The organism is Streptomyces coeruleorubidus (assembly GCF_008705135.1).
GTDB classification, from domain to species: domain Bacteria; phylum Actinomycetota; class Actinomycetes; order Streptomycetales; family Streptomycetaceae; genus Streptomyces; species Streptomyces coeruleofuscus.
On sequence record NZ_CP023694.1, the window covers coordinates 2,055,359 to 2,071,805 of the forward strand.

Here is a 16,447-nt window from a genome sequence, read left to right on the forward strand (position 1 = left end):
GGTGCGGGGACGAAACCGGGGGGTGGCTCGGGTTCCGGGGAACGTACTGACCGGACGGTATGGACGTCAACGGGTCGTGCACCAGGACTTTTGTCTGTAAGCACCACTGATCATGGGGCCGGGCACGCCGCGGACCCCGGCCTCGCGCGGAGGCCGGGGTACCGGGGATACGGGCTAGAAGACGACCAGTGCCCGGCCGCCCTTGCCCGCCAGCATGTTCTCGAATGCCGCCGGGATCCCGTCGAGGGAGATGCGTTCCGTCACCAGGGCGCTCAGGTCGAGGCGGCCCGCGCGGACGTGCTCGGCCAGGACCGGAAGGTCGACGGCCGGGTCGGAGTTGCCGTAGACGCAGCCGGTCAGGGTGCGGCCCCAGTGGAAGATCTCCAGGGCGTTGAAGGTGACCTGCTGGTCCTTGCCGCCGATGCCGACGACCGTGGTGCGGCCGCCGCGGCGGGTGGAGTCCCAGGCCGTGCGGATGGAGACCGCGCGGCCGGCGCACTCCACGGCGACGTCGACGCCCTGTTTGCCGGTGAGTGCGCGGATCTCGCGGGCGGTGTTCTCGGAGGCGAGGACGTAGTCGGTGGCGCCGGCCGCCCGGGCCAGTTCCTCCTTCTCGGCGGACACGTCCACCGCGACGATCTTCGAGGCGCCCGCGATCCGGGCGGCCTGGAGGGCGGCGAGCCCCACTCCCCCGACACCGAACACCGCGACCGTCTCGCCCTGCCGGACGCGGGCCGAGTGGTGGACGGCACCGTAGCCGGTGAGGACGGCACAGCCCAGGAGGGCGGCGTCGGTGAGCGGGATGCCCTCCGGCGCGGGCAGGACGCAGGCGGCGGAGACGACGGTCTCCTCGGCGAACGCGGCGACGTTCAGGCCGGGGTGGAGGTCGGTGCCCTCGGTGGTGCGGGCGTAGACGTCGGCGGCGCCGTCGAGGGCGTTGGCGCACAGCCAGACCTCGCCGAGCGAGCAGGCGTGGCAGGAGCCGCAGGACGGGGCCCAGTTGAGGACGACCCCGTCGCCGGGCGCGACGTGGGTGACACCCTCGCCGACGGCGACGACCGTGCCGGCGCCCTCGTGGCCGAGGACGGCCGGGACCGGGACGCGCATGGTGCCGTTGGACAGGGACAGGTCGGAGTGGCAGACCCCGGCGGCGGCGAGCCGGACGTGGACCTGGCCCGGTCCGGGGTCGGGCAGCTCGATGCCGGTGATCTCCAGCGGGGAGCCGACGGCGGGCAGGACGGCGGCGCGGACAGCCATGACGGAAGGGACTCCCCTGACTAGAACTGGAGGGACTTGGTCTGGAGGTACTCGGCCAGGCCGTGCACGCCCAGTTCGCGGCCCACGCCCGACTGCTTGTAGCCGCCGAAGGGGGCGAGGGGGTTGAAGCGGCCGCCGTTGATGTCGACCTGGCCGGTCTCCATGCGGCGGGCGAAGGCCACCGCCTCGGCCTCGTCCCCGGCCCAGACCGCGCCGGCCAGACCGTAGACCGTGCCGTTGGCGATCCGCAGGGCGTCCTCCTCGTCGTCGTAGCGGAGGATCGACAGGACGGGGCCGAAGATCTCCTCCTGCGCGATGGTCATGTCCGGAGTGACGTCGGCGAAGACGGTCGGGCTGACGAAGTAGCCCTTCTCCCGCGGGGCTTCGGGTCCGCCGGCGACCAGGCGGGCGCCTTCCGCGACGCCCTTCTCGATGTAGCCGCGCACCCGGGCCTGCTGCTTGGCGTTGACGACCGGGCCGATGCGCTCGCCGTACTTGGCGGCGGCGGTGGCGGCGAGCCCGACCGCCTCGTCGTACCGGTCGCGGTGGACCAGCATCCGCGTCCACGCGCTGCACGTCTGCCCGGAGTTGGACATGACGTTGGCGACGCCGACGTTGACCGCCTTGGCGAGATCGGCGGTCGGGAGGATGACGTTGGCGGACTTGCCGCCGAGTTCGAGGGCGACCTTCTTGATCTGCCCGGCGGCGATCGCGGCGATCCGGCGGCCGACGGCGGTGGAGCCGGTGAAGGAGACCAGGTCGACACCGGGGTGCTCGGCGAGGGCCTGGCCGGCGACCGGGCCGAGGCCGGTGACCAGGTTGAAGACGCCCGCCGGGATTCCGGCCTCGTGCACGGCGTCCGCGAACAGGCGGGCGACCAGCGGGGTGTCCTCGGCGGGCTTCACGACGATCGTGCAGCCCGCCGCGAGGGCCGGGGCGACCTTGGCGACGATCTGGTGCAGCGGGTAGTTCCAGGGCGTGATCGCGGCCACCACGCCGACCGGCTCGTGGTGCACGACCGAGTTGCCGGTCTTCTCCTCGAAGGCATACGTCGCCGCCAGCTCGGCGTAGGAGCCCGCGACCGCGATCGGCACGGCCGCATGGACGGCCTGCGAGAACTTCAGGGGCGCGCCGAGCTCGGCCGTCACGGTCTCGGCGATCTCGTCCGCGCGGGCCGCGAGCACGTCCCGGAGGGCGGCCAGGCGCGCCGCGCGCTCGGCGGGCGGGGTCGCGGCCCACTCCGGCAGGGCGGCGCGTGCGGCCCGTACGGCGGTGTCGACATCCTCCGCTGTGCCGGCCGGGACCGTGCCGATGACCTGCTCGTCGACCGGGTTCACGACCTCGATCACGTCCTGGCCGGCGGCGGGGCGCCAGGCGCCCCCGATGTACATGCCGTCGTATGCCTTCATCGCACTTCCTCCGGGGCGGGGCGTCGTCGTCCGGCACATAAACTAGCGACGATAGTTTTCCGGCGCCAGACGTCCCGGTGATCCCGTGATCCCGTGTGTCCGGTGATCCCGGTCATCACAGCACGGAGCGGGCCCCGCCCGGGTGTGCGGCTCCTCACTCCTCCAGATCGGGCAGGCGTGCCGGGTGCGGGCAGATGCGGTCGCCGTGCTGGTCGAAGACGAAGAGGTGGGCGAGGTCGACGAGCAGCGGCACCTGCATGCCGTGGCGGAGGGCCAGGTCCGGGGTAGTGCGCACGATGAGGTCGCCGGGCAGGCGGGGTTCGGCGGTCGCGAGGCCGGGTCGCGCGTCCGCGGGGTGGTCCAGGGCCACGACGGGGCCCGCGCGCCCGGCGGCGGACCGCTCCCGCAGACGGCCGATGACCGAGCCCTCGCGGCGGCGGCGCCGGGCGGGGCGGCCCGGGCGCGGGCGCGAGGCCTCCAGTTCGGTGACGACCGCGGGGCTGGAGCCGGTGTTGAAGTGGACGAGGATCTCGTGCCCCTGGAACTCCACGTGCTCGACCAGTCCGGTGATCGGCACCTCGCCGGGGCGGGCCGCGGAGTGCTTGGCGATCCGGACGGCCTCCGAGCGCAGACCCACGATGACCTCGCGGCCCTGCTGGACCCGGAGCAACTGGTGGTCCAGGGAGAGCGGCTCGGGCAGGCGCAGGAACTGCTTGCCCAGGCTGATGGTCATCGCGCCGTCCAGCGGGGCGCGCACCAGGCCGCGCAGGAGGTTGATCCGCGGGGTGCCGATGAAGGCGGCGACGAACACGTTGCTGGGCAGCGCGTAGACGACACGCGGGCTGTCGACCTGCTGGAGCACGCCGCCGCGCAGCACTGCGACGCGGTCGCCGAGCGACATGGCCTCGGACTGGTCGTGGGTGACGTAGACGGTGGTGACGCCCAGTTCGCGGGTGAGCTGGGAGATCTCGGCCCGCAGGTGGGTGCGGAGCTTGGCGTCGAGGTTGGACAGCGGCTCGTCCATCAGGAAGGCGGAGGGGTGGCGGGCGATGGCCCGGCCCATGGCGACCCGCTGGCGTTCACCGCCGGAGAGCTGGGCGGGCAGGCGGTCGAGGAGGTCCTCGATGCCCAGCATCCGGGCGGTGGCGTCCACGCGCGGCCCGGGGTCCGTGCCCGGGGCCTCGATACGCAGCGGGAAACCGATGTTGGCGCGGCTGGTCATGTTCGGGTAGAGGGCGAAGTTCTGGAAGACCATCGCCATGTCCCGCCCGGACGGCGGCAGGTCGTTGGCGTACTCGCCGTCGAGCAGCAGCTCGCCCTCGTCGATCTCCTCCAGGCCGGCGATCATCCGGAGCACGGTCGATTTGCCGCAGCCGGACGGGCCGAGCAGCACGAGGAACTCGCCCGGCGTGATGTCCAGCGACAGCCGGTCCACCACGCGGGCGCCTCGCGTGTAGGCCTTGCTCACGTCGTGCAGGGAGATGGCGCGTGTCATGAGGTGCCCCCGAGGGGTCATCAGGGCGCTGGTGCTCCGCGGTCGGAAGCCCCGTGCGGGTCGTACGGGGCTGTGGGTCACGGAAGTTAACGGAATGTGTGCGGCCTGGGGAAGACACGGGGCACGATCGGGGGTTCCGGTCCAGCTGGTGAGAAGGCGGACGGCCTGATTCGGCCACGGCCCGGGCCGCCCGGGGTCAGCGGATGCCGGTGAGGTGGGCGAAGACCACGACGTTCCCGGAGTAGCCCTTCCTGCGGTCGTAGCTGCCGCCGCAGGTGATCAGGCGCAGCTCGGGGCGCCCCCGGGCGCCGTACACCTCCTGGCTGGGAAAGTGCGCCTTCTCGTACGACTTGATCTTGTCGACGGTGTAGACGGCGATCCGCCCGTCGGCGCGGCGGGCCTCGACGGTGCGGCCCGGCTTCAGCTCGGTCAGCCCCGCGAAGACGGCGGGACCGCTGTCGGTGTCGAGATGCCCGACGGCCACGGCGGTGCCCCGCTCACCCGGCGAGGCGCCCTGCTTGTACCAGCCGACGAGCTTCGGGTCGCCCTCCGGGGGTGCGGTGAGGCGGCGTTCGCGGTCGAGGCCCAGGTCCATGACCGGGGCGTCGACACGGAGGTAGGGGATGAGCAGGCGGGTGGCTCGGGAGGGGGGCAGGGGGCTGGGGGACGCCGGGGGGCGGGGCGGTCGTGAGGTGGAGGTGCGGTTCGGGTCGGGGTCGGCGGCGGGCCGCTGTCGCCGTGCCCCGGGGGCGTCGGTGGAGGGCTCGGGGGTGGGGGATCCGGGAGCCCGGCGCCCGGAGGTGTGGGGCCCGGGGGCGTCGGATCGGGGGGTGGGGGCCGCGGCCGTAGGGGATGCGGGTGCCCGGGACGCGCCGGTGTGCGGGCCGGGCTCCCGGGAGGGGCCGACGGGCGGGCCGGGTTCCCGGGAGGGGTGGGGCCGGGTGGCCGGGGCGTGGTCCGAGCCGCCCGGCACGGCAGCGGCGGGGACACCCGAGTCGCCCGGCACGGCAGCGGCAGCCTCGGCGGAGCCCGGCGGGAGGGCCGTGGCCGCCCTGCCCGGCTCTCCACCCCGGTCCAGGAAGACACCGCACACGAGCAGGAAGACGGTCACCACGATCGTCCGCGTCAGGCGGTAGGCGCGCGTCCGGTACCAGGGCTTGCGGGACCGTCGGCGCCGCGCCACCGGAGCGGGGACGTGTCCGGAACCAGCCCTACGACGCCCCGCCGGAACAGCGACGACACCGGTTCCGGCCCCACGCCGAGCCGCCCCGCCCCCGTAGCCCGGTCCCCGCCGCACCACGCGAGCAGCACCGGAACCAGGCCCGGGCCCACGCCGTGTCCTCGGATCAGCGGCAGGAGCCGCCGCGACCCCACGCCGCCCCACCGGAGCACCGCCGTAACCCGCCCCACCACCACGCCTGACCGTCGGCACAACGGCATAACCGGACCCCGCCCCACGCCGGGCCGCCGAGCCGGTCTCAGACCGCCTGCCGGCTCCACGCCGACCCACCGAGCCGGACTCGGACCGGTATCCGGCCCCACGCCGAACCGCCGAGCCGGATTCAGACCGGTATCCGGTCCCACGCCGACCCACCGAGGCGGTGTCAGGACCAGCCCCTCCTCCACCCCACCCCACCGACCCCGCACCCATGGCCTCTCCGGCCCCACGCCGCTCCACCGGAGCGGCGCGATACGCGGAACGCGGCCTACGCCGCGCCATCGGGGCGGCGACGGAGCCGGAACCAGACCGTCCCGGCGACGGCGGCCAGCCCGACGGCGGCTGCGCCGGCGACCGGCGTGAATGCCTCGGCACGGGCGATTCCGCCGCCACCCGCCGGCGGGCCGCCGTTGGGGGTGATGGCGGTGGGCGTGGCCTTGGAGGCCGGGCAGTCGACCTGGAACACCTTGAACTTGCCCACACCGTGGGCCCGGTCGGTGAGCCACGTCAGCTTGTACTGCCCATTGGGCAGGTCGATGCGCGGACTGCGGCCCGCGCCGGCCGCGTCGAGGGTGACGGAACCGCTCTTGGCCGGCACCTCGGGGAGGGTCAGGATGGTCCAGTTGACCGTCTCACCTGCCTCGAAGTCGAACGCCGCGAGGTAGAAGTCGCAGACTTTCGGATCGTTGCGTCGATCACTGGCGGCCGTCTCGGTCGCGTGGATCTTGACGTCCCCGTTGTCCCCCGGAGCGGCGACAGCGGGTACCCCGCTCAGGGTGGTCCCTGCGAGGGTGAGGGCGGCGAGGACGGCGGTGCGGGTGCCGGCACGGCACGCGGGAGGTACGACGGGCATGAACATGCCTCCAAGTCAGATGATTGTCATACAAATACCTCGTCACCTGACTCTCTGTCACAAGACGGTCGAAGGGCGGCAACTGCGCCCTGCGACGCGTCAGATATCGCTCTTCCGGCGCAGCCGTGCCCGCGGTCGGCGGGCCTCGTCCGTGTCCTTCGGCTCCCTCGGTGACCGCACGGCGACGCCTGAGGACAGCAGCAACAGCACCCCGAGCGTCACGAACGGAGCCGCCACCCCCGCGACCCCGGCGATCAGCCCGGCCGCGGCGGGCGCGGCCACCTGGCCGAGCCGGTTGCCGGTCAGGCGCAGCGCCAGGGCCGTGGATCGGGCCTCGTCGGGCGCGGCCTGGACGACCGTCGTCATGGACAGCGGCTGCCCCACACCGAGGCAGAAGCCGAGCAGCACCAGCAGCAGGCCGAGCGTCCACACCGGCATCGGCAGGGCGATGCCCGCGCACAGCAGGGCCGCCAGCAGACAGGTCACCGTGAGCAGCACGGTGCGGCCGAGCAGCCGCAGCAGGGGCGTCAGCACCAGACGGCAGGCGATGGTGGCCGCCGCGCGCAGGCTGAGCAGGACGCCGATCACGGACGGCGCGATGCCCCGGTGCTCGCCGACCACCGGAAGGTAGGCGGTGAGGATGTCGGTCGCGGACAGCACGGCGAGGCTGATGAGGATGCCTGCCGGCACGCCCCGGGTGCGCAGGATGCGCCCGACCGGGACACGGTCGCCCTTCTCGGCGCGGGACGTGGCCGCCGTGCGGCGGTGCTCGATGCGCCACAGCGAGGTGAACGCGACCGCCCCGATCGCACCCGCCGCGATCAGGGCGAGCGCGCTGGTGCCCGTCATGTCGTCGCCGCTGATCACCGCGCCCGCGGCGATGGGGCCGACGAGCTGGCCGAGCGCGGCACCGATGGTGAAGTGGCCGAAGTTGCGGTCCTGTTCGTGCGGCGCGGACTGGCGGGCGACGAGGGACTGGGAGCCGATGACGAAGCAGAGGTGACCGAGGCCCATCACGCCGCTCCACAGGGCCATCACCCACAGGGAGTTCGCGACGCCGCTGAGCGCGCAGCCGCCGGATATGAGGACCACGCCGATGGGCAGCAGGGGCGCGCAGCGGCCGTGGTCGGTGCGGCGGCCCAGGGGGACGGCGGCGAACAGCGGCAGCAGCGCGTACACACCCGCGATCACACCGACCGCGCGCTCGTCCGCGCCCAGCGCGAGGGCCCGGTAGGAGACGGCGGGCCGGGCCATCGACACCGCCCCCTGCGCGAAGCTGAAGGCGATGACGAGGCGGAGCAGCCAGCCGCGGTTCCCACCGGGCCTCACGATGTCCTCCACACGGATCGGATGTCCACGGGGGTCAGATGATCCCGAAGAGCATGCCCGCCCCGAGGATGACCAGACAGGTGAGGGCGGCCCACTTCACGACGAACTTCGTGTGGTCGCCGAACTCGACCTTGGCCATGCCGACCAGGACGTACACGGCCGGGACCAGCGGGCTCGACATGTGCAGCGGCTGGCCGACGAGGGAGGCGCGGGCCATCTCCAGCGGGGAGACACCGTGCGCGGCGCCCGCCTCGGCGAGGACCGGCAGGACACCGAAGTAGAAGCCGTCGTTCGACATGAAGTACGTCAGCGGAAGGCTGAGGATGCCGGTGACCAGGGCCATGTGCGGGCCCATGCTGGCGGGGATGACGTCCACCATCCACTTGGCCATGTTGTCGACCATGCCGGTGCCCTGGAGGACGCCGGTGAAGACGGCGGCGGCGAAGACCATGCCGGAGACGTTCAGGACGTTCTCGGCGTGGGCGGCGATGCGGGCCTTCTGGTCCGGGATGTGCGGGAAGTTGACGGTGAGCACGAGTGCGGCGCCGAGCAGGAACAGCACCGGGATCGGCAGCACCTCCATGATCATGGCGGTGAGCAGGCCGACCGTGAGCAGCGCGTTGAACCAGTACAGCTTGGGGCGCAGCGTGGCGCGGTGGGGGTCGAGGCCCTGGAAGTCGTCGTCCTGCTCGTCGGCGTCCGTGCCGGAACCCGCGCCGCCCGCGACGCCCTTGCGCATGGAGACCTTGCCGTCGCCGGAGCCGCCGGCGCCCACGAGGACCGTCTCGGTCTCCTTCTCCTCGACCTTCTCCTCCACCAGCACCTCGTCCAGCGTCAGCACGCCCAGCCGCCGGCGCTCACGCACACCGAGGACGTAGGAGAGGACGAAGACGAAGAGCAGGCCCACCAGGAGCGCCGGGATCATCGGGACGAAGATGTCGCTGGCGTCCAGCTTGAGCGCGGTCGCGGCGCGGGCGGTCGGGCCGCCCCAGGGGAGGGTGTTCATCACGCCGTTGGCCATGGCGGCGACACCGGTCATCACGACCAGGCTCATCTTCAGGCGCTTGTACAGCGGGTACATCGCCGAGACGGTGATCATGAAGGTGGTGGAGCCGTCGCCGTCCAGCGACACGATCGCGGCGAGCACGGCGGTGCCGACGACGATCCGCATCGGGTCGGCTTTGCAGAATTTGAGGATGCCGCGGACGACCGGGTCGAAGAGACCGACATCGATCATCACACCGAAGTAGACGATCGCGAACATGAGCATCGCCGCAGTGGGGGCGAGGTCGGTCACGCCGTCGAGGACGTAGTCGCCGAGGTTGGCGCCCTTGCCGACGAACACGCAGAACAGCGCGGGAATCAGCACGAGCGCCGCGATCGGCGACATCTTCTTCATCATGATCAGGACCAGGAAGGTCGCGATCATGGCGAAGCCGAGGATGGTCAGCATGAGTGGATACCTAACGTTCGCCCTTGAACATCCCACCAGGGCCGGCGGTGTCCGAGACGTTAGGTGCGTTCAAGCAGCGTTAACAAGACGTTGACGTGCGAGCAATAAGCGCAAAACTGCTGGTCACAGCTTTGCTCAGGTCAGAGCGGTGAGCTTTTCGGTCACGGATGCGCATCCGGGGGCAGTCTCGGGGGCGACCTCGACGGGCACTCCGTTGAGGACCGCGTTGCCGGACAGCGGGTCGAGCAGGCGGCCGTCGAGGAGCTGGTTGACGTTGACGCCGGGGTCGGTCGCGGCATGGCTGAGACGGGTGCCGGGGCGGCTGTGGCCCCAGCCGTGCGGCAGGCTCACCACGCCCCGGCGCACGTCGTCGGTGACCTCGGCCGGTGCGGTCACCTCTCCCCCGGCGCCCTTCACGCGCACCGGCGCCCCGTCGCGCACGCCCAGCCGTTCGGCGTCCTCGGGGTGGATGTGCAGGGTGCAGCGGTTGGATCCGCCGGTGAGGGCCGGCACGTTGTGCATCCAGCTGTTGTTCGAGCGCAGGTGGCGGCGGCCGACCAGGACGAGTCCGCCGGGGCGCTCCTCCAGGGCGCGCTTCAGGCGGGGCAGGTCGTCCGCGATCGGCTGCGGCAGCAGTTCCACCTTGCCGCTCCTGGTCTTCAGCGGCTGCGGGAGCCGGGGCCGCAGCGGACCGAGGTCGATGCCGTGCGGGTGCGCGAGCAGCTTCTGAAGGCTCAGTCCGTCCGGTCGTACGCCGAAGCCGTCGCCGTAGGGGCCGAGACGCAGCATCATGTCCAGCCGCCGCTCGGGGCCGGTGTCGCCGGTGAGCAGCGTGGCGAGTTCGCGGGGGTCACGGCCGTGCACGGGCGAGTGCGGTTCCTCGACCGCCTTGCCGAGGGTCTGGTCGATGACCATCTGGTCGACGGCGGCGGGATCGGCCCCGTGCATGCCCGTCACGGCGAGGATCAGCCGCGCCAGGATCTCCGTCTCGGCCATCCGGCCCGGCTCCAGCGGGATCGCGGGACGGGTGTAGCGAACCTGGTTGCGGACGGCGAAGGTGTTGAAGGCGAAGTCGTGGTGCGGGCTCTGGGAGGGCGGGGGCGGGGGCAGGACGACGTCGGCGTGGCGTGCGGTCTCGTTGAGGTACGGGTCGACGCTGACCATGAAGTCGAGCGATTCGAGCGCCTTGTCGAGCCGGTCGCCGTCGGGCGCGGAGAGCACGGGGTTGGCGGCGACGACCAGCAGCGCGCGCACCGGTTCGCCCTCCTCGGTGGCGGTGTCGATCTCCTCCGCGAGGGCGGAGAGGGGCAGTTCGCCCTTGGCCTCCGGGTGCCGGCTCACGCGGGAGTGCCAGCGCCCGAGGGCGAAGCCGCGGCCCGGTCCGGCGGGGCGCGGGGTCTTGTCGGTGGCGGCCTGCGGGAAGAGCGCCCCGCCGGGCCGGTCGAGGTTGCCGGTGAGGATGTTCAGGACGTCGACGAGCCAGCTGGCCAGGGTGCCGTGCGGGACGGTGCAGCTGCCGATGCGCCCGTAGACGGCGGCGGTGGGGGCGGCGGCGAGCTCGCGGGCGAGGGCGCGGATGACGTCGGCCTCGACGTCGCAGGCGGCGGCGACGGCTTCGGGGGTGAACTCCCGCAGGGCGTCGGCCACTTCCTCGACGCCCTGGACGTGCGGGGTGGGTTCGGTGAGGCCCTCGTCGAAGAGCACCTGGGCCATCGCCGCCAGCAGCAGCGCGTCGGTGCCGGGCCGCACGGCGATGTGCCGGTCGGCGAGCTTCGCGGTGCGGGTGCGCCGCGGGTCGATCACGACGAGCGTGCCGCCGCGGGCCTTGAGCGCCTTGAGTTTGCCGGGGAAGTCGGGGGCCGTGCACAGACTGCCGTTGGATTCCAGCGGGTTGGCGCCGATCAGGAGCAGATGGTCGGTGTGATCCAGGTCGGGCACGGGGATGGCGTGCGCGTCGCCGAAGAGCAGTCCGCTGGAGACGTGCTTGGGCATCTGGTCCACCGTGGAGGCGGTGAAGACGCTGCGCGTGCCGAGCCCGGCGAGCAGCAGCGCCGGGTAGAGGGCGCCGGCCATGGTGTGCACGTTGGGGTTGCCGAGGACGACGCCGACGGAGTTCGGGCCGTACCGCTCGACGACGGGCCGGATGCCGGCGGCGACCGCGTCGAAGGCCTCCTCCCAGGTGGCCTCGCGCAGCTCGCCGTCCCGGCGCACGAGCGGGGTGCGCAGCCGGTCGGGGTCGGCGTCGACGGCCCCGAAGGAGGCGCCCTTGGGGCAGATGAATCCCTTGCTGAAGACGTCGTCGCGGTCACCTCGGGCACGGGTGACGCGCGTCCCCTCGATGGTGAGGGTCAGGCCGCAGGTGGCCTCGCACAGGGGACAGATACGCAGGGCGGTGCGGGACACGGGTCCTCCAGGGGCGGCGGCTACGGTGACGCGCGGACGCGACCGAGCATACCGACCGGTATGCACGGAGGGGAGGCCCTGGCCGCCACGAGTCAGTCGAGCACCCGGGCCAGATACGCCCGCAGCATCTCCCGCATCTCCTCGATGATCTTCTGGTCCCCGTCCGGCGCGACCCGGAAGGCCAAGTGCACGAGGGTGTCGGCGGTCTCCACGGCGATGAGGAAGACCCGGCGCAGATCCTCGTCGGGCTCACGGCCGAGATAGCCGGAGAGGAGCTCGGTGAGCCGGTCGGCGACGCGGTGGTTGGGTTCGGCCTGGCGGGCGCCGACCGGGATCTGGTTGCCGAAGTCGACGAGGGAGAAGCCGGGCGCGGTGCGCTTCATCTCCAGGTACTCGTCGAGCACGGCGTCCATGGCCTCGCGCCAGCCCCCGTCGCCCGCCTCCCGCAGGCGCTGGACGATCCGCTCCGAGTAGTGCTCGAGGTTGCGCTGGGCCAGCGCGTCGACCATCTGGCGCTTGTTGCCGAAGAAGCGGTAGACCGAGCCGATGGGGACACCGGCCCGCTGGGCGACGGCACGGGTGCTCAGGGCGTCGTAGCCGACCTCGTCGAGGAGGCCGGCGCAGGCGTCGAGGATCCTGGTCAGGCGTTCGGCGCTGCGCCGCTGCACGGGCGCGCGGCGGAGCGATGTCGCGTGGGGCACGGGCTTCATGATGCCCTTCCGGCGCGGTCCGGTGAACCTCGCCCCCCGGCAGGTGACCGGGTCGTTGCACGGGCCCGCGCCTTCCGCCGCGCGTTCGCGCTCGGCGTCGTGCCCGGGCCCGGCTCCGACGCGGTGATGTCGGCCGTACTCTCCACGGGTTCGCCGTCCACCACCCACACGGTGCCGTCGTCGGCGTAGAGGCGGGCCGTCACCTGGTGCGTGCCGCGCGGTACGAGCCGGCCGGCGAGGCGGTACCCGGGGGCGCGGAGCCGGGCGACGAGGCGGCCGTCCACGTAGAGGTGCGCGAGGCCGCGTCCGGCGACCACGCCGGCCGCGCCGGCCGGCGAGAAACGGAAGTTCCGCAAGGTCAGGCGTACGTCCCAGCCGTCGGCCACGCCGGGCTGCACCTCGATGCCGACGCCGGGGGCGTCCTCCTGCCCCACCTCCCGGTAGGGCCGCCCCTCCTTGTCCCGGTCATCCAGCAGCCTGCCCACGGGCGTGGGCGACGCCCCGCCGCCCCGCTCCCGCTCGGCACTGGAGCCGCAGCCCGCGGATCCGGCCACGAGGAGGACACAGACCGCGAGCACGGCCAAAGGTCCCCGTGTACACGACATGTCGGGGAGCGTAGAACACGCGTCCGGTACTGCGGATCGTCCTGAAGTCTGGTCCCGGTCATCCGCCGGAAGTACGGCCTGTAGGGCACGTGTCCCCCTTGCGCCGGGGAAAACGCAATCCTACGGTACTGCATAGGAATCAGACACAAGGGAGCAGCGATCATGAGCGATGGGGGTACCTCCCGCGCGAGCGGGTTCGAGCGTGGGGGAGCGCGGAAGACCGCCGAAGGGCTGACCTATCTCTCCGGCTTCGGCAACGAGCACAGCTCCGAGGCCGTACCGGGCGCACTGCCGGAGGGGCGCAACTCGCCCCAGCGGGCCCCGCTCGGGCTGTACGCGGAACAGCTGAGCGGTACGGCCTTCACCGAGCCCCGGGCCCACAACCGCCGCTCGTGGCTGTACCGGATCCGCCCGTCGGCCGCGCACCCGGCCTTCACCCGCACGCACAACGGCTCGATCCGCACCGCCCCCTTCACCCAGACCGTGCCCGACCCCAACCGCCTGCGCTGGAACCCCCTCCCCGACCCGGCACCGGAGACCGACTTCCTGGCCGGCCTGTGGACCCTGGGCGGCAACGGCGACGTCACCCAGCGGACCGGCATCGCCGTCCACCTCTACACCGCCAACGCCTCGATGGACCGGGTGTTCAGCGACGCCGACGGCGAGCTGCTGATCGTCCCGGAGCGCGGCGGGCTGCTGCTGCGCACGGAGTTCGGTCTGCTCCATGTGGAGCCGGGCCATGTGGCGCTGATTCCACGTGGTGTCCGCTTCCGTGTGGAACTGCTCGACGAGTCCGCCCGCGGCTATGTGTGCGAGAACTACGGCGCGCCCTTCCACCTCCCCGACCTGGGCCCGATCGGCGCGAACGGCCTCGCCAACCCCCGGGACTTCCGCGCCCCGGTGGCCGTGTACGAGGACGTCGAGGGCCCGGTGGAGGTGGTGAACAAGTTCTGCGGCAACCTGTGGACGGCCACCTACGACCACTCCCCGCTCGATGTCGTCGCCTGGCACGGCAACCATGTGCCGTACGTCTACGACCTCCGCCGTTTCAATGCGCTCGGCACCATCACGTACGACCACCCGGACCCGTCGATCTTCACGGTGCTGACGTCCCCGTCGGACACCCCGGGGCTGGCCGGGGTCGACTTCGTGGTGTTCGCCCCGCGCTGGCTGGTGGGCGAGGACACGTTCCGGCCGCCGTACTTCCACCGGAACGTGATGACCGAGTACATGGGACTCATCGAGGGCGCGTACGACGCGAAGGCCGAAGGGTTCGTGCCGGGCGGCGGCTCGCTGCACAACATGATGTCGGCGCACGGCCCCGACCGGGAGACCTTCGACCGGGCGAGCGCCGCCGAGCTGAAGCCCCAGAAGATCGACGACGGCCTGGCGTTCATGTTCGAGACGCGCTGGCCGATCGCCCTCACCCCGCAGGCGGCCCGCGCCGAACACCTCCAGCAGCGCTACGACGACGTCTGGCAGGGCCTGGAGCGGCACTTCCGTCCCTTGCACTGAACAGCCCCGACCGGTACGGATGGCCCGTGACCTCCTTCGCTCCGGACTCGATCGTCCTGAACCGCAAGCTGCCGCTCTGGTATCAGGTGTCACAGTCGCTGCGCGCCTCGATCCTCGGCCGCTCGCCCCGGGACCCGCTGCGCCTGCCCACCGAGGAGCAGCTCGCCGGGCACTACGGGGTGAGCGTGCTGACCATGCGGCAGGCGCTGAAGGAGTTGGAGGACGAGGGGCTCATCTCGCGTCACCGCCGGCGCGGCACGTTCATCGAGCCGCACGCGCGCCGGGGTTCCCCGGTCCGTCTGCTCGGCTCGGTGGACGCGATCGTGGCCCAGCAGTCCGGCATGACGACCGCGCTGCTGGACCACGGCACCGCCCCGGTGCCGGCCGAACTCACCGAGTTCTTCCCGGAGCTGCCCGAGGTGGCGACGTACCACCGGCTGCGCAGCGACGAGAAGGCCGGTGAGCCGACCAACCACGCCCGCAACTACGTACGTCCCGAACTGGCCGCGCACATCGACCTGGACGACCTGGTCCGGTGGCCCATGACCAAGGTGCTGCGGGATGTCGTCGGGGCGGACATCAGCCGCATCACGGACACGGTGGAGGCCCGATTGGCCGACCCGGAGACCGCGAAACTGCTCCAAGTGCCGCTGCTCAGCCCGATCCTGCACTACACGGGCGTCACGTACGACGCCGGCGGGCGGCCCTTGGACGTGGCCGTCATCCAGTACCGGGGGGACCGCTTCTCCTTCACGGTGACCCTTGAGGCGACCTGACCCGGGTGTCGGAGCCACACCGTACGATGCCCTGCGTGACGCACGACGACGCTCCGCTGCTCGCGGACCTCATGCCGTGGTCCGTCGCACCGCCGCGGCTCGGCCGGGGGTGGCCGGCGGGCCCCGACGCGGCGTCCCTCAAAGCCCGCTGGGACGCCCTGATGAAGGCCGAGGGACCCGACCGCGAGGCCCTGTTCGAGCCGACCCGCTCCCGCACGCCGCACACGGCGGTCGGCCAGTTGCCCGGCCAGGCCGGCAGCGGCACACAGAAGCTGGCGCGCGCCTCGGGGCCGTGCCCGGAGCCGGTGCGCGTGCTGTACGCCCCCTTCGACGAGCAGTGGCTGATCCCCGACCAGCGGCTGATCGACGCGGCCCGCCCGGAACTGTGGCGGGTGGCGGACGAACGGCAGGTCTTCGTGCTGGAGGCGCCCGCAGCCCCAGCAGGTGTCCGCGGAGCCCCGAACCTGCTCGTCACCTCGCTGCTCCCGCTGCTGCGCCCCGGCCGGATCCGCCCGCTGTTCCGGCGGCCGGACGGGCAGGAGCCGAACCTGGCCCCCGGCCTGCTCGCCCACCTGGCCACTCGCCTGGGCGGCTCCCCCACACCGCTGGACGTGCTGGCCTGGATCACGGCGACGGCCCGCCCGGACCTGTCCGTCCCCCTCACCGGGGACGCCGACGCCTGGGCGCGGGGCCTGGAGCTGGGCCACCGGCTGCTGTGGCTGATGCGCCGCGACGGCGAGCGCCCCAGGCTCCCCGGCGGCCGCCGCCCCTACGTCCGCGCCCCGCTGCCCTCCCGCCCCCTGACCTTGCGCTACGACAGGGACGAGGAGGCTCTCCTGCTGGACGAGGGCCGCATCTCGCCGGTGCCGCCGGAGGCCTGGGACTTCGAGGTGGGCGGGGTGCGCGTCCTGGAACAGTGGTTCACGGCGCGCGTCACCGAGGCCGAGCCGGGCACACTCGCCGCGATCCGCCCCGCCACATGGCCCCAGACCTGGACGTCGGAGCTGCTGGAACTGATCACGGTCCTGGCCCTGCTGTCCGAACTCCGCCCGCTGGACGAACCGGCGATCCCCGACCCGGTCACGACGACCGAGCTGCGCGAGGCCGGCGTCCTGCCGGTACCCGCGACGGCCCACCGCCCGGCCTCGGTGCTGGCCGGCCCGGAGGAGGGGCCGGAGGGGCAGCTCGCCCTGCTCTAGCGACT

General features: G+C 72.6%; 13 protein-coding genes. 3 read left to right on the forward strand and 10 right to left on the reverse strand.

Features of this window, described 5'->3' with window-relative positions; all coding sequences use genetic code 11:
* Positions 1-174 precede the first annotated feature (174 nt).
* From CP976_RS09640 to CP976_RS09685, 10 genes are all read right to left on the reverse strand, one after another.
* Entirely contained in the window at positions 175-1,257 is a 1,083-nt protein-coding gene (locus tag CP976_RS09640; protein ID WP_150479960.1) for a Zn-dependent alcohol dehydrogenase, read from the reverse strand.
* Between the two features lie 20 nt (positions 1,258-1,277).
* Positions 1,278-2,666, reverse strand: coding sequence for an aldehyde dehydrogenase family protein (locus CP976_RS09645; protein ID WP_150479961.1), 1,389 nt, complete (start codon positions 2,664-2,666; stop codon positions 1,278-1,280).
* Between the two features lie 154 nt (positions 2,667-2,820).
* Positions 2,821-4,161 carry an ABC transporter ATP-binding protein gene (locus CP976_RS09650; RefSeq protein WP_150479962.1) on the reverse strand — a complete coding sequence of 447 codons (1,341 nt, stop codon included), beginning with the start codon at positions 4,159-4,161 and terminating at the stop codon, positions 2,821-2,823.
* Between the two features lie 196 nt (positions 4,162-4,357).
* Positions 4,358-5,344, reverse strand: a complete 987-nt coding sequence (locus CP976_RS44650; RefSeq protein ID WP_373304901.1) for a class F sortase — start codon at positions 5,342-5,344, stop codon at positions 4,358-4,360.
* Between the two features lie 523 nt (positions 5,345-5,867).
* Positions 5,868-6,458 carry a hypothetical protein gene (locus CP976_RS09660; protein WP_150479964.1) on the reverse strand — a complete coding sequence of 197 codons (591 nt, stop codon included), beginning with the start codon at positions 6,456-6,458 and terminating at the stop codon, positions 5,868-5,870.
* A 93-nt stretch (positions 6,459-6,551) separates the two neighbouring features.
* On the reverse strand, positions 6,552-7,781 hold the full coding sequence (locus CP976_RS09665; protein ID WP_150479965.1) for an MFS transporter: 1,230 nt from the start codon (positions 7,779-7,781) through the stop codon (positions 6,552-6,554).
* 34 nt (positions 7,782-7,815) lie between these two features.
* Positions 7,816-9,234 carry a CitMHS family transporter gene (locus CP976_RS09670; protein ID WP_150479966.1) on the reverse strand — a complete coding sequence of 473 codons (1,419 nt, stop codon included), beginning with the start codon at positions 9,232-9,234 and terminating at the stop codon, positions 7,816-7,818.
* A 135-nt stretch (positions 9,235-9,369) separates the two neighbouring features.
* Positions 9,370-11,637, reverse strand: a complete 2,268-nt coding sequence (locus CP976_RS09675; protein ID WP_150479967.1) for a molybdopterin oxidoreductase family protein — start codon at positions 11,635-11,637, stop codon at positions 9,370-9,372.
* 92 nt (positions 11,638-11,729) lie between these two features.
* On the reverse strand, positions 11,730-12,347 hold the full coding sequence (locus tag CP976_RS09680) for a TetR/AcrR family transcriptional regulator (protein WP_150479968.1): 618 nt from the start codon (positions 12,345-12,347) through the stop codon (positions 11,730-11,732).
* A complete protein-coding gene (locus tag CP976_RS09685) occupies positions 12,344-12,952 on the reverse strand; it encodes a hypothetical protein (RefSeq protein ID WP_150479969.1) in 609 nt (202 codons plus the stop codon). Before CP976_RS09685 ends, CP976_RS09680 begins: the two co-directional genes overlap by 4 nt.
* Positions 12,953-13,114: 162 nt before the next feature.
* On the opposite strand from CP976_RS09685, the gene hmgA reads away from it, so the two are divergent.
* Genes hmgA through CP976_RS09700 form a run of 3 tightly spaced genes read left to right on the forward strand, consistent with a single transcriptional unit; the run spans position 13,115 to position 16,442 of the window.
* Positions 13,115-14,467, forward strand: coding sequence for a homogentisate 1,2-dioxygenase (gene hmgA, locus CP976_RS09690; RefSeq protein WP_150479970.1), 1,353 nt, complete (start codon positions 13,115-13,117; stop codon positions 14,465-14,467).
* 26 nt (positions 14,468-14,493) lie between these two features.
* A complete protein-coding gene (locus CP976_RS09695) occupies positions 14,494-15,243 on the forward strand; it encodes a GntR family transcriptional regulator (protein ID WP_150479971.1) in 750 nt (249 codons plus the stop codon).
* A gap of 26 nt (positions 15,244-15,269) precedes the next feature.
* A complete protein-coding gene (locus CP976_RS09700) occupies positions 15,270-16,442 on the forward strand; it encodes a type ISP restriction/modification enzyme (RefSeq protein ID WP_150479972.1) in 1,173 nt (390 codons plus the stop codon).
* Positions 16,443-16,447 lie beyond the last annotated feature (5 nt).

Excerpts from the sequence above, each read along its gene's own strand:
- hmgA (WP_150479970.1), top strand. The coding sequence starts at position 13,115 with ATGAGCGATGGGGGTACCTCCCGCGCGAGCGGGTTCGAGCGTGGGGGA.
- CP976_RS09700 (WP_150479972.1), top strand. The coding sequence starts at position 15,270 with ATGCCCTGCGTGACGCACGACGACGCTCCGCTGCTCGCGGACCTCATG.
- CP976_RS09650 (WP_150479962.1), bottom strand. The coding sequence starts at position 4,161 with ATGACACGCGCCATCTCCCTGCACGACGTGAGCAAGGCCTACACGCGA.
- CP976_RS09670 (WP_150479966.1), bottom strand. The coding sequence starts at position 9,234 with ATGCTGACCATCCTCGGCTTCGCCATGATCGCGACCTTCCTGGTCCTG.
- CP976_RS09685 (WP_150479969.1), bottom strand. The coding sequence starts at position 12,952 with ATGTCGTGTACACGGGGACCTTTGGCCGTGCTCGCGGTCTGTGTCCTC.
- CP976_RS09645 (WP_150479961.1), bottom strand. The coding sequence starts at position 2,666 with ATGAAGGCATACGACGGCATGTACATCGGGGGCGCCTGGCGCCCCGCC.
- CP976_RS09680 (WP_150479968.1), bottom strand. The coding sequence starts at position 12,347 with ATGAAGCCCGTGCCCCACGCGACATCGCTCCGCCGCGCGCCCGTGCAG.
- CP976_RS09660 (WP_150479964.1), bottom strand. The coding sequence starts at position 6,458 with ATGTTCATGCCCGTCGTACCTCCCGCGTGCCGTGCCGGCACCCGCACC.
- CP976_RS09640 (WP_150479960.1), bottom strand. The coding sequence starts at position 1,257 with ATGGCTGTCCGCGCCGCCGTCCTGCCCGCCGTCGGCTCCCCGCTGGAG.